Genomic DNA, 13,295 nt, shown 5'->3' with positions numbered 1-13,295 from the left:
TTAAGATTCATAAGAGAATTACAGAGATGAATTTTGACCTAATCCATATACTATTATGGTTTATCCGGTCTATTTTTATTAAAAAAAATCAAAAAAAAGATCCCTGTGATTATTACGTTACATGGAGGAGATATACAAATCGAGCAGGGCAAAAACATTCAAGTATTTCTTACGAAACTCATCCTAAAAAAGGTCAATATGGCCATTACTTTAAACAATAAAATGGATGCTATTGTAAAACAATACACTCTACATACAAAAATAATACCCTGTTCAGTTGACACCAGTACATTTACTCCGTCACCAAACAAAAGCAATTCAAATATAAAAAAGATTATTTTCCCTAGTGATCGATCTAGGACAGTAAAGAATTACCCATTATTTGAAAATGTCATAAAAATTTTAAGGAATAAATATAATATACAATGTTCAACTACAGAAATAAAAAACATGTCAAGAACCGAAGTTGCAGCATTATATAATTCTTCCGACTTAATGATAATGACTTCTATTTCTGAAGGTTCACCACAAGTTATCAAAGAAGCTATGGCTTGTAACCTACCGATCATATCCACTAATGTGGGAGACGTATCAGTCCTATTAAAAGGAGTAAAAAACTCTGCAGTTTCCCCTAGCGCAAAAGCAGAGGAGCTAGCAGAATTAGCACAGCAGTCTTTGAATAATGAGATAAAAGGGATTGAAGGTAGAGAAAAAATCAAACAATTAAAATTGGATGATTATTCTATTGGAGAATCCCTATTTAATATATATCACCAACTCATTTCTCCAATAAAATAAAAAAGTTAAGACTAAATCAATTACGTCTTAATTTTTTACATAAATACTTAATATAAGAAAATATTTTCACACCTACAGAAAGCCCTCTACCTCCTCTAACAGATTTAATAAACACTAAATAATAAGGTATAGAACGCCCTGTCACCTTTATTTTATTTTCCCAATATGACAATTCATCATATGTCCTACACATTAACATATAAAAATAAAGTTTCCGTATTTTACATGCCAACATTTCAAATTCCCCACTCTCTATATAAGCATCAATAATGCTCTTCTAATATTTTTTTTTGGACCTCCATAGAATATTGTATAGAATTCTTTTTATATAAACTAGTTTCATTCGTAACAGAATCTTGGCGACTACGATCTCTATTAATTATTATTTCATTACAAAAAAACTGTTCCTTTGAACGTTTATATAAATCCAGAAAGGTCAACTCCTCATAAATCCTATATTTCTCATTAAAACGAGTATCATCCCACAAGGATCTTGATACGACATGAACAAAATCACCTGTTACTTTGCCTGTTATCCACATAGAATATGATAAAACAGCTTGTCCCCTCATTAATAATGGATTAGATTCATAATATGTTAATCTATCATCAACAGAGAATAAGTAATATGAAAAGCCTGCAAATTTAGTCATTACATCAATAATATTCTGTAAGGCTTCCTTGGCCAAACAATCATCACTATCACAAAAAAGGACATAAGAACCTGTTGCTATATCTAGTGCTTTATTCCGAGCACTGTTTGGTCCTCCATTTTCACTCTGTCGCACATATTTTAAACGTGAATCCCCCCTTGACATTTTCTCCAATAAAAGATCTGTTCCATCCGTTGAGCCATCGTCTACAATAATATGTTCCCAATCACAATAAGTCTGCATTCGCACACATTCCACACAACGTTCTATACAATCTACTCGATTATAAACTGGAGTAATAATACTAAATTTTATTGGTTTCATACATTCCACTATTTATTCAAAAGACAATGTTTAACAAAAGCTGCCCAACCACGAGGCTGACGTCCTATAGATTTGAATAATTTAGAATATCGTTTTTTACGATAAAGCTTATAAGATTCAAATATAGAAGTCATCGGCCACCACTCATTTCCATTCTTAATCATATAAGGCTTAAAGTTTTTATAAATAGAAAATATAGTAATCCAATTCAAATACTCGTAAATAGCATATCGCAAATACAAGAAATTACGTTCTATGATCTGCCGCTTAAAATTGCTACTCAATTTTTCCGGTACATCTTCTAAATAAACACCTAAAATGCCTTCCGTTTTCTTCAACTTACCTGTCCGTGCCAAACGAATCTGAAAATCAAAATCTGCAACTAAAAAGAACTGTTCGTCAAAATATCCTAACTTCTCATGAAGTTCTTTTCTCCACATAGGGAAACAACCTATTTGATGACTGGTAAAAAATGCAGAGGGATTTAAAAGGAAATCTTCATTTATAACTTTTTTGTTACTTATACATCCATATTGAAACATATAATAAAAATCACAATAAGTCAATAATATATCAGGATTTTCATCTAATGTTGCTGCTTGCAAAGACAAAGACTCCGGATAACGAATATCATCTACATTCCAAATACAAACGTACTTTCCTTTAGCTAAACGTATTCCCCGATTCCAAGTAACATACAATCCTTCCAATTCCGGAATAATGATATGGTGGACGAACGGAAGTTCTGAAATATTTTGCTGCATAATATCCAACTCTGCTTTAGTTGGAGCATTATGCAATAATAAAATTTCCACTTCCTCTGGATTATCAATTCGGCGTACCCAATCAAAATATCCTTGAAGATATTTTTCACATTTATACAAGGAGGTTAGAACTGTTATTTTCTTCATTCCGTTTTTTATCTATTATAAAATCAAACAACATCAAAACAAAAACATTACGCCCAACTTGATATAAGGTTTCAGAAGTCAAAGAGGTACCCAATACCAACAACATATATAGTAAAAGAGACAATGATAATTTATCTTTCCGATTTACAAAAAAGAACCAAGCCAATCCTATATAAAACACCAAATAAGCGACTGTTCCAACATATCCATATCTAGCCACAAAATTAGACCAAGCAATATCAGGCGTATCCAGTTGATATATTCCGCCGTTCTCATCTGGAAGTCCAATAACAAAATTAAAATTATTATATGTATATGGAGAATCATCTGTCATTAATCCCAAACCAAAAAACTCATACATGACATTTGTCTTGGAATACAAATAGCGTTCCATAAAATGTGCTATACGGAATGTAAATGTTGACTCCGAGTCCATTTCAAAGTTTTCAATTTCATCGCTATCCTCTATTTCCGCAAAATTTCCTTCCCGCAACATTTGCAAATCTGAAATTGTTCTAGAACCGACCTGAGCAAACAATATAAAACATAAAGGAATTGCGACCAACAATGCATAAGGCAAATAACGAATAAACCGTTTCAAATTCCCGACATTCAGCATATACCCAAAAGACAAGGTTAAAATAACCATTATGATCAAACTCCGGTGCATCGGCAGGAAACTGGTTATAATCAATACGATTCCGGCAAAAGTACTATACTTTTTCCCTAACGGCTGAACAAATAACGTATAAAAAATAAAGAAATAGAGCATTCTGGGAGAATTATAAAAACGATAAATTAAATCTCCCCCCGATTTATCTTCTTCCCCAGCCAATATAGCTTTCCCGGTAAAAGCCTGTATAGCAAATAAAAGACTTTGGAACAACACGATATACAACAATATCTTCAACAATCGATCCACTTCTTCTTTCTCTACGCGTCTCAACGGATAATAAGCCAACACAAAGAAATAATTACGAGAAGTTTTAAGTATATCTCCCCAGCCTATTCCATAAACAAATTTATTCACACCGATAATGACTAATATTGCGGCCAAATAAACTGCAATTAAATAAGTCATTCTGTTCAACGGTATATAATCATGATAAGCAAAACAGCCATAAACAAATAAGACAAAGATATATACCAATGCAAAATCGGTAGATTTTGAAAAGCCTAATCCAGTTTCAAACAGTTCATCCGGGATAATTTGAAATCCGTAAAAAGAAAAAAAGAAAAATATGAGCAAAGAATAAGTTCTTTGCCCACAAATATACAATGCTATTGCTAATAATAATAATGGTATAAACAACATAGCGAATTATACTTTCTTTCTTTTTCTTAATAGCTCAACACATACAATATAAAACATAGAAATAATAACCGATAAAATAGTCACCACCACCAATACGACCGAAGACTTAGGACTAACCGGTTCAGACAAAACATAAGCAGAATCTACAATTTTAGCTCTCGGTTTCACCAATGCTTGCGTTAAAGCATTCTCCTCACGCTTCTGCAACAAGAACAAGAACAACTCCTGCTTGATCATCTGCTGCCTTTTCATAGTGATAAATTCACGTTCCTGCTGTGGCATATTGGCAATACGGGAAAGGAAGTAATTTTCTTGCGACTGCAATTCAGTACGAGAACGGCTAAATCCAGATTTTATGCTACGTACCGTTTCCAACATATTCGAACGCATAGCATCTATCTGCTTATTCACCAAATCTATTGCAGGGTTTCCTGGTTTTGTTGTCATCATTAATTTGATACGCTCCAATAATGCCTCATTATATGTCTGTAGACCTTCCAACACAGTCCGGTCACTTAACCCTATATTCAACGGTACCAGAGAATAGCGGTTTTCATCCTTAGTCAAGAATTCTTCCACTAACTGAATTACTGTATATTGAGATTCAGCTTCAATCTGACGTTCCTTAAAATCCTGACTTTTCTCTAATATGATTTTAGCTTCTGTCTCAATATCCGTCAAATTATTCGTTTTCTTATATAATTCGATATCCCTTTCCACACTATCCAATTCCGCTTCCATCAAAGAAATCCTTTCTGTCAAGAACTCATCCATCAACTTAGTTTCATCATTTTTATCGATTTCACCATTTTTATTGTAAAAGTTGACTAGGGTATTCAAGATATCAAATCCTCTCTTCGGATTAACTTCTTCCATCATTAATGATATCACATTTGCTTTCTTAGAATATAAATCAACAGTCACTTGCTTCTGATATATTTCCGCACACAAATTATGACCCATATAGTTAATTTCCAAACTAGTATTTTTTTTAGGAATATAGTATTTAGTCGTATCAAAATAAAATGTCCCAAAATCTGTATTCAATTTCACCGGAAATTCTTTTGTTTCAACACTTCCTATCTTTTTCCAACCATTCTTGGCCTTAATCTTACACACCCCGTTTTTAGACAGATTCACGTCAAAATTAATTACTGCCCGCAAAGTATCGGCCAATGGATTGACTGTATACACAGATATAGGAGAATCCTTATAACAATCTTTGGTTCGAGGAAAATCAGACAACAGATATTGGACATTCAAACCCAAATTCTTACTTAAATCACGGAATATACTATAGGAACTCAGCAGAAAAAGTTCATCATTTACGGACACTCCTCCCATTGCAGAACTTCCACCAAAAGCAAAGCTCTGCATCATCTCAGATGCAGCCGCTGCAGAAGCTGAAGTTCCGGAAATACCTTTATCTTCTTTTATCAGGATATTTGCATTAACCTGCAATACAGGTGGCTTTATCTTCAAGTAGACAACTCCCAATATCCCCAATACAAAGATTGAAACTACAAAAACCGGCCAATACTTAATGTATCTTTTGTAGATTGCTTTAATATCAATAAACTCGTTATTTTCAACAGATTTCATATTATTCCTTATTTTTTCATTGCTATAATAGACATTACAACACTCATTATCACAGATAACGTACTTGCAAAGGTTGAAATTATGGATAAATTATATTGTTCAGACTGACTGTAACGGGAGGATTTTTTCTTTTTGTCATTCGGTTCTACATAAACCACATCATTCTGTTCCAGATAAAAATAAGGAGATTCCAACAAATTCGTCTTTGTCAGATCCAAATGAACCAATTTCTTTTCCCCATTTATATCCCTAACCAGCTTTACATTGGTACGGTCACCATAAATAGTCAAATCACCAGCCAACCCTAAAGCATCCAGTAATGATATACGATCTGAATAAACAGTAAAAGAACCTGGACGAAGCACTTCTCCAATTACTGTAACTTTAAAGTTTTCTATCCGAATATTAACTATAGGATTTTCTACCGATTCAGATATTCTATCTTCCAATATATCAACCAACTCTTTCACGGTTTTGTCTTTCACTTCTATTTTTCCCAATACCGGGAAATTAATATACCCTTCATTATCGACAGTGTATGGCGCATACATTTGAGATGAACTCAGTTGTTTTTTATCCGTTACTGAATTTGTTTGTGTCTGTAGCAAGTCTGTCACAGATACAGCATACAGGTTAAACGGAGCTACGGCAGCTATATCCAAAGCTGAAACTGTTATTACCAATTTATCTCCAGATTTCAACTTGGGATCATAATTCATTTTAGTACCTAATAACTCTTCTCCTGAAACATATTTTGCATCATCAAAATATGTAATATTCTTAGGAGCCGAACAAGCTCCAAACAAAAGCAAACCAAATAACAATACCTTCAAATTCATATATAAATTTTTCTTCAAATAAGTTGCAAATATACGACTTTTAGTTCAACCCCAGACCATATAAGTGTGTTCTTCTAGTCCGAGTTACATCTATAACGATGCATTTGTTAATATATTGCTGCATGATGAAGTAAAAATATAGGAGATTTTATCTCTCTTTCTTGAATTATCATGTACTTTTGTCCCAAAAGAAACAAATTATGCTTGAAGTAGGAAAATATAACACGCTAAAAATAGTAAAAGACCTGGATTTTGGGGTCTACCTGGACGGGGGTAATGGGAAAGAGATACTTCTGCCGGCCCGTTATGTTCCAAAGAACGTAAAACCGGGGGATGAAGTGGAAGTCTTTATTTATCATGATAATGAGGGCAGGCTGATCGCTACGACAGCACGACCGCTGGCTACTGTCGGCGAATTCAAATTCATGGAAGTCAAATCGGTTAATAACACGGGGGCTTTTCTGGAATGGGGGCTGATGAAGGATTTGCTCGTCCCTTTCAAAGAACAAAAGATGCCGATGCGCGAAGGCAGATGGTATCTGGTATATGTCCATCTCGATCATATCACCGGACGTATTGTGGCTTCTGCACGTATCGATAAGTATCTGGACAATGTAGTGCCCGAATATACATTCAATCAGGAAGTTAACTTACTAGTGGCGGATGATACAGATATCGGTTATAAAGTTATCATTAATAACCTGCATTGGGGATTGGTATATTATAATGAAGTCTTTCGTCGCCTGGAAAAAGGAGAAGAGATTAAAGGCTACATCAAAGAAGTCCGCGAAGATGAAAAAATAGACGTAAGCCTCGTTCCGCTGGGCTATCAGAAAATAGAAGGATTGGCCGGAACCATCCTCGAATCGTTAAAAAGTCAGGGAGGATTTATCGCTGTACACGACAAAAGTGACCCGGAAGTCATTCAATCACTTTTCCAATGCAGCAAGAAAAGCTTCAAACAAGCGATCGGTGCCCTTTACAAACAGCATCTTATCACGTTAGAAAACGGCGGCATAAGTTTAGCAAAAAAGCAGGATCAAACAGCCGAATAGCACGACATTTAACTAAATATCAAATATTTACGAGTGACGCTGCTTTATACATGCAGCGTCACTCGTTTTATTATTAACTTTTCCGGCACAAGTCATTTCTGATAAAGTCCGATACCTTCCCGAAAGAGCCTAATACTTTACAAGATGTTTCTTATTGAATACTAACTTGTTTTTTAAATTCAAACCTATATGTTTTTAATCTTTCGACCATGGGCAACTTCAAATTTGACCTAGGTCAACTATAAATTCGACCTGGGTCAACTACGTATTTTACCTGGGTCGAATGATTAAGAAGTTATAACTTTACATCTAATTATATACTAGTAAAGGGGTTTAGGTAAATAGTATGATCGCTAAAAAATAGAGGCAATGATACCAAACAAAAAGTGACGCCGTCCTAAATAGCCAGCGTCACCTTCTACATATTGATAATTAATAGCTTCGTACTTACAATTCTTTTTTGAAGCTATTTTTAGTCTAACTTTAATACAGCAAGGAATGCCTTCTGCGGAACTTCTACCGATCCGATCTGCTTCATTCGCTTCTTACCTTCTTTCTGTTTTTCCAGCAATTTACGTTTACGTGAAATATCACCACCATAACATTTGGCTGTTACATCCTTACGTACTGCCTTGATCGTCTCACGGGCAATGATCTTCGCTCCGATAGCTGCCTGGATGGCAATATCAAACTGCTGGCGAGGTATCAACTCCTTCAGTTTTTCACACATACGACGGCCGAATGCCACACTATTATCCACATGTGTCAATGTAGACAGGGCATCCACCGGCTCAGCGTTCAACAGGATATCCAGCTTCACCAGTTTACTCGGGCGGAAATCATGGATATGGTAATCAAAAGAGGCATATCCTTTAGAGATACTCTTCAGTTTGTCATAGAAGTCGATCACAATTTCCCCTAAAGGCATATCATAATGAATCTCCACACGATCGCCTGAAATATATTCCTGTTTCAGCAAAATACCACGCTTACCCAGACAAAGTGTCATGATCGGACCGATAAAAGTCGTGTTCGTTATGACAGAAGCACGAATATACGGCTCATCGATATGATCGATCAATGTCGGTTCCGGCAGTCCGCTAGGGTTATGAACTTCTATACAATTACCTTTTTTATCATATACTTTGTAGGATACGTTAGGTACTGTCGTGATCACATCCATATTGAATTCACGGTCCAGACGTTCCTGGACAATCTCCATATGCAACAATCCCAGGAATCCGCAACGGAAACCAAAACCCAGAGCGGCAGAACTTTCCGGCTGGAATGTCAGGGAGGCATCATTCAATTGCAGTTTCTCCAATGACGCACGCAGATTTTCAAAATCTTCGCTGTCGATCGGATACACACCGGCAAACACCATCGGCTTCACTTCCTCGAAACCGGCTATACCAGCCTTTGCCGAACGGGCTACATGAGTTATAGTATCGCCGACCTTTACTTCTTTTGATGTTTTAATACCGGAAATGATATAACCCACATCACCGGTTCTGATTTCACTGCGTGGTGACATTTCCAGCTTTAATACACCGACTTCGTCTGCGTCATATTCTTTTCCTGTAGCGATAAACTTGACATGGTCTCCTTTTCGGATCACACCGTTCACCACCTTGAAATAGGCAATAATGCCACGGAATGAATTAAATACGGAGTCAAAGATAAGACACTGAAGCGGTGCTTCCGGATCTCCTTTGGGAGCCGGCACTTTTTCAATGATCGTATCGAGGATCTGAAAAACACCTTCACCGGTCTTACCGCTTGCCCGGATAATATCCTCACGTGGACAGCCCAACAGTTCAACGATCTGATCTTCCACTTCATCCGGCATGGCACTGGGAAGGTCGATCTTATTCATGACCGGGATGATCTCCAGATCATTTTCGATCGCCATATACAGATTGGATATAGTCTGCGCCTGGATTCCCTGGGCGGCATCGATAATCAGCAAAGCCCCTTCACATGCAGCAATAGAGCGGGAAACTTCATACGAAAAGTCGACGTGTCCCGGCGTATCGATCAAATTCAGGATATATTCTTCACCTTTATAATTATATTTCATCTGAATGGCATGACTCTTGATCGTAATGCCTCGTTCGCGCTCCAGATCCATATCATCGAGGACCTGCGCTTGTAAGTCTTTGCCTTCGACTGTCTTGGTATATTCAAGCAAACGGTCAGCCAAAGTACTCTTACCATGGTCAATATGAGCAATAATACAGAAATTGCGGATATTCTTCATGTGCTAATTTATTTTAGGTGTGCAAAGATAGGAATTTTAGGTCAAAAACTATACTTTTGGCATACCATTTGTTGTTAATATTATATGACACTACAAGAAATAAATAAAGCTTACAACCGTATTATCGGTTCATTAGATAGCAAGGAGTTAAAGAATGCTTTTGATTCCATTCAGGCACTCATTTCCGGAAGCCGTGAAATATCGTTCCAGGACAAATTGAATGAGTTGCAGGATACATATAAATATATGTTGCGTTATCGCATCGAAGGAGCCAAAGATCCGATGCAGGAACAGATATATAATAAGATCCAGACCTCCTCATACGAGTTGGCCGACCGGATCAAGCATAAAGCAATGGCTGTTGAATCGCCTTTGGCCTTCTATAGCCGGCGCAGGAGTTTGCAGGTCCAGCCTAACGTGACTTTCGAGAATCTCCACCTCCAACTAAGCAAGCATTATGCGACAGGAAACAGGGCCGAATATGACGCCATGCTCATTGTTCTGTTCAATAAGATATGGGTATCCGATCCTTTCACGGTTGAAGATGCTGCTGTTATAAAGAATATTCTTTTCGATAACGAACTTCCGTTTACGGCAGGTTGTCAGATTGTTTCATCGCTGACGCTCGGTTTACAGGCTGCTTTCGACCCGGAAAAAATGATGTTATTGTTTGATGCGGCAAATCATAGGAATGAAGAGATCAAAGTACGTGCGCTGATCTCCATCCTGCTTACATTATATACTTATAGAAAAAGAACGGCTCTTTATCCGCAAATAATAGACAGGCTGGATGCTCTTTCAGAGGTTCCCGGCTTCACGAAAGCTATACGGACCATCACACTGCGTTTTATCTTGGCCCGTGAAACAGAAAAGATTACACGGAAACTACAGAATGAGATTATTCCCGAAATGATGAAACTGAGTCCTAAGATCAGCAATAAAATAAATCTGAAAGACATTACCCCGGAACAGCTTGGAGAGGAAATGAATCCGGAATGGGAAAATATATTTGCCGACAGTTCACTGGGTAAAAAGATGGAAGAATTCAGTGAACTGCAACAGGAAGGTGCCGATGTCATGCATTCCACCTTCGTTCATTTGAAAAGTTTCCCCTTCTTCCGCGAACTGAGCAACTGGCTTTTGCCGTTTACGACAGAACATTCATCGTTCGGGGATCGTTTTAACCAGAACAATGGTGAAAAACAGATGCTGGACTCCATGACGCTGGCAGCATTCATGTGCAATTCCGACAAATATTCATTATACTTCAGTATGATGCAGTTGCCTGAAGAAGCTAAAAAAATGATGATGAATCAGTTTGACAGCCAAGCTACTGAAATGATCCAACAGAATAAAGAAGAACTGATCAGTAAACGGGGCAAACTGGAAACGATTACAGGACAATATATACAAGACCTGTACCGCTTCTTTAAAATATATCCGGGACATTTGGATTTCAACGACATTTTCACATTGCCTCTTGACTTTCATAACCTCGCTATTTTGCGTCCTTATATCTCCGATGAAGAAAGTCTGAGTACGATTGCAGAATACTACCTGCGAAAAAACTATTTCAGTGATGCTCTGACCATCTTTAACCAATTAGCAGAGACGAATCAGGAGAGTGATATACTTTTCCAGAAAATAGGCTACTGTAAGCAGATGAATGATGATTTACAGGGAGCTCTCGACGCTTATTTGAGGGCAGATCTTTTAAATCCGCAAAGCAAATGGGTGATCCGTCGGATTGCCGGTTGCTACCGTTCGCTGAAAGAACCGGAAGAAGCATTAAAGTACTATCGCCGGTACGAGAAGCTAAACCCTGATAATTTATCTATTACAATCAGTATCGGACATTGTTACCTGGAACTCAAAAACTACAGTGAAGCATTGAAATGTTTCTTCAAGGTTGATTATATGGATAGCAATAGCAAGGCATGGCGTCCTATAGCCTGGTGTTCGTTCCTAACCGGTAAATATGACCAGGCACGCAATTATTACAAAAAGATATTGGCTGATCAGCCCAATACGCAGGACCTGCTAAATGCCGGCCATACGGAATGGGCTCTGCAAAATATAAAAGGGGCTATAGAATTCTACAGGCAGGCTATAGAAAAAGAAGACGGGAATTTCTATAAGTTCCAGGAAGAATTCAATCAGGACATCCCGGATTTAATCGTGGCCGGTATAGAAGATTCAGAAATATCCCTGATGATGGATCAGTTGAGGTATGTGCTAAATGATTCTTTATAAAATAAACTATAAACAACATACAGATAATACAGATCAGGCAGATTTACATGGATTCTTTACCATGTAAATCTGCCTGATCTGTATTATTCATGTGCCATAAGCAAATGATGCAACCACCTACCCTGTTATACAGGTTCAACTGGTATACAAATATCCACAATAAACTTTTTTTCCGGATGTTCGTCATGGTTATTCTGATAAATCTCATAATGATGTCCATAACCACACTTACAGCCATTTTCTTCCAATAAATCGAACATTGCCATCCAGGCAGCCGGAAACTCAGACATAGATAATTCAAAACGTCCAACCGCATACAACCCGCCGGAGAGCCTATAACTTCCAATAAATCCTTCCGGCTTCATTTCTTCCGGAACAAACATGGCCGCATCGGCTGTTAATTTATCAACCGGGGTAACACGAGGATCATCATGATAGACGGACAATAACCTCATATCCGGTTGTGAAACAAACCCTCTGGCAATGCCCACTTCATAAGATTGGCAAAAGCCTCCTGCATCTGGTCCAATGCTCCCTGATGACGACAATAAATAATAGCCCTCTCAGGCATTTGCTTAATTTCAAAAGTGCAATTCATATCCATACCATTTACTTTGATTGTTTTATCACGACAAAAATAGCGTGAATAAAGCGAGGTATGTTGCTCGTTTATGCTCTTGAATTGACATTTCTTGCTATCCGGATATCCGTTCTTGCGACGATACTCTTCGGCAGAAATACCAAAATGACGTTTGAAACTACGACAAAAAGAAGAGGCGGAAGAAAACCCCCAATCATAAGCCACATCCTTGATCGCAGCAGGATCACTCAGCAAAACATTGGCGGCCCGCTCCAATCTTCTCCGAAGAATATACTTTCCTACAGGTTCACCCATGGAGGCAGTAAATATCCGATGAAAATGATAAGTAGAAATATCAACTAACGACGATAACTCATCTATCGATACTTGCCTGTTCAGATTTGAATTAATATAATCAATAACCCGGTTGATTTGTTTTGTATGATCTTGTAATGTTGTATTCGCCACGTTATATGTGTATTTGAATGAGGTACAAATATAGGAATTGGTATTCATATATAAAAAGGAGCTCTTCATAAAGAGAAAAAGGAACCAACCTTACGATTGATTCCTTTCATTTGTTTGGAGTCTGTGACTCTAAAACGGCGGCTATCTACTCTCCCACTTTTACGCAGTACCATCGACGTGGTTGGGCTTAACTTCTCTGTTCGGAATGGGAAGAGGTGGATCCCCAACGCTATAACC

Annotated in this window: 12 protein-coding genes and 1 rRNA gene; 4 read left to right on the top strand and 9 right to left on the bottom strand. The window is 37.4% G+C overall.

Annotation, left to right across the window (positions count from 1 at the left end):
- Both DXA15_RS27275 and DXA15_RS22710 read left to right on the top strand, forming a co-directional pair.
- On the top strand, positions 1-221 hold a 221-nt coding region (locus DXA15_RS27275), incomplete at its 5' end, for a hypothetical protein (protein WP_233567554.1).
- A complete protein-coding gene (locus DXA15_RS22710) occupies positions 199-798 on the top strand; it encodes a glycosyltransferase (protein WP_233567553.1) in 600 nt (199 codons plus the stop codon). The genes DXA15_RS27275 and DXA15_RS22710, both read left to right, overlap by 23 nt.
- Positions 799-1,061: 263 nt before the next feature.
- Here the strand turns inward: DXA15_RS22710 and DXA15_RS22705 are convergent, their stop codons facing one another.
- The 5 genes from DXA15_RS22705 to DXA15_RS22685 are packed head-to-tail and all read right to left on the bottom strand — an operon-like array spanning position 1,062 to position 6,442.
- Complete coding sequence (locus DXA15_RS22705; protein WP_128135536.1) at positions 1,062-1,775, bottom strand: glycosyltransferase family 2 protein; 714 nt, start codon at positions 1,773-1,775, stop codon at positions 1,062-1,064.
- 8 nt (positions 1,776-1,783) lie between these two features.
- Entirely contained in the window at positions 1,784-2,686 is a 903-nt protein-coding gene (locus DXA15_RS22700) for a glycosyltransferase family 2 protein (RefSeq protein ID WP_128135535.1), read from the bottom strand.
- On the bottom strand, positions 2,652-4,001 hold the full coding sequence (locus DXA15_RS22695; protein WP_128135534.1) for a hypothetical protein: 1,350 nt from the start codon (positions 3,999-4,001) through the stop codon (positions 2,652-2,654). Before DXA15_RS22695 ends, DXA15_RS22700 begins: the two co-directional genes overlap by 35 nt.
- A gap of 6 nt (positions 4,002-4,007) precedes the next feature.
- Positions 4,008-5,603, bottom strand: coding sequence for a GNVR domain-containing protein (locus tag DXA15_RS22690; protein ID WP_128135533.1), 1,596 nt, complete (start codon positions 5,601-5,603; stop codon positions 4,008-4,010).
- 8 nt (positions 5,604-5,611) lie between these two features.
- Positions 5,612-6,442, bottom strand: coding sequence for a polysaccharide biosynthesis/export family protein (locus DXA15_RS22685; protein WP_128135532.1), 831 nt, complete (start codon positions 6,440-6,442; stop codon positions 5,612-5,614).
- A 200-nt stretch (positions 6,443-6,642) separates the two neighbouring features.
- On the opposite strand from DXA15_RS22685, the gene DXA15_RS22680 reads away from it, so the two are divergent.
- Entirely contained in the window at positions 6,643-7,497 is an 855-nt protein-coding gene (locus tag DXA15_RS22680; RefSeq protein WP_128135531.1) for a S1 RNA-binding domain-containing protein, read from the top strand.
- A 472-nt stretch (positions 7,498-7,969) separates the two neighbouring features.
- Here the strand turns inward: DXA15_RS22680 and lepA are convergent, their stop codons facing one another.
- Positions 7,970-9,757 (bottom strand): translation elongation factor 4, encoded by a 1,788-nt coding sequence (gene lepA, locus DXA15_RS22675; RefSeq protein WP_128135530.1) that lies wholly within the window; start codon positions 9,755-9,757, stop codon positions 7,970-7,972.
- An 84-nt stretch (positions 9,758-9,841) separates the two neighbouring features.
- Between lepA and DXA15_RS22670 the strand changes: the two genes are divergently transcribed.
- Complete coding sequence (locus tag DXA15_RS22670) at positions 9,842-12,010, top strand: lipopolysaccharide assembly protein LapB (protein ID WP_128135529.1); 2,169 nt, start codon at positions 9,842-9,844, stop codon at positions 12,008-12,010.
- Between the two features lie 125 nt (positions 12,011-12,135).
- On the opposite strand, the gene DXA15_RS27270 is transcribed toward DXA15_RS22670, so the two are convergent.
- The 3 genes from DXA15_RS27270 to rrf all read right to left on the bottom strand — a co-directional run.
- Positions 12,136-12,465 carry a GyrI-like domain-containing protein gene (locus DXA15_RS27270; RefSeq protein WP_233567552.1) on the bottom strand — a complete coding sequence of 110 codons (330 nt, stop codon included), beginning with the start codon at positions 12,463-12,465 and terminating at the stop codon, positions 12,136-12,138.
- Positions 12,462-13,058 carry a helix-turn-helix domain-containing protein gene (locus tag DXA15_RS27265; protein ID WP_233567551.1) on the bottom strand — a complete coding sequence of 199 codons (597 nt, stop codon included), beginning with the start codon at positions 13,056-13,058 and terminating at the stop codon, positions 12,462-12,464. The genes DXA15_RS27270 and DXA15_RS27265 overlap by 4 nt, the downstream gene beginning before the upstream one ends.
- Positions 13,059-13,190: 132 nt before the next feature.
- A 5S ribosomal RNA gene (gene rrf / locus DXA15_RS22660) occupies positions 13,191-13,295 on the bottom strand; the annotation flags it as partial.

The organism is Parabacteroides sp. AM58-2XD (assembly GCF_003463685.1).
Classification (GTDB): Bacteria; Bacteroidota; Bacteroidia; order Bacteroidales; family Tannerellaceae; genus Parabacteroides; species Parabacteroides segnis.
The sequence above is the reverse complement of the archived record's forward strand: the minus strand, read 5'-3'. Positions and strand labels throughout refer to the sequence as shown.

Excerpts from the sequence above, each read along its gene's own strand:
- DXA15_RS22670 (WP_128135529.1), top strand. The coding sequence starts at position 9,842 with ATGACACTACAAGAAATAAATAAAGCTTACAACCGTATTATCGGTTCA.
- DXA15_RS22710 (WP_233567553.1), top strand. The coding sequence starts at position 199 with ATGGCCATTACTTTAAACAATAAAATGGATGCTATTGTAAAACAATAC.
- DXA15_RS22690 (WP_128135533.1), bottom strand. The coding sequence starts at position 5,603 with ATGAAATCTGTTGAAAATAACGAGTTTATTGATATTAAAGCAATCTAC.
- DXA15_RS27270 (WP_233567552.1), bottom strand. The coding sequence starts at position 12,465 with ATGAGGTTATTGTCCGTCTATCATGATGATCCTCGTGTTACCCCGGTT.
- DXA15_RS22700 (WP_128135535.1), bottom strand. The coding sequence starts at position 2,686 with ATGAAGAAAATAACAGTTCTAACCTCCTTGTATAAATGTGAAAAATAT.
- lepA (WP_128135530.1), bottom strand. The coding sequence starts at position 9,757 with ATGAAGAATATCCGCAATTTCTGTATTATTGCTCATATTGACCATGGT.
- DXA15_RS22680 (WP_128135531.1), top strand. The coding sequence starts at position 6,643 with ATGCTTGAAGTAGGAAAATATAACACGCTAAAAATAGTAAAAGACCTG.
- DXA15_RS22685 (WP_128135532.1), bottom strand. The coding sequence starts at position 6,442 with ATGAATTTGAAGGTATTGTTATTTGGTTTGCTTTTGTTTGGAGCTTGT.
- DXA15_RS22705 (WP_128135536.1), bottom strand. The coding sequence starts at position 1,775 with ATGAAACCAATAAAATTTAGTATTATTACTCCAGTTTATAATCGAGTA.
- DXA15_RS22695 (WP_128135534.1), bottom strand. The coding sequence starts at position 4,001 with ATGTTGTTTATACCATTATTATTATTAGCAATAGCATTGTATATTTGT.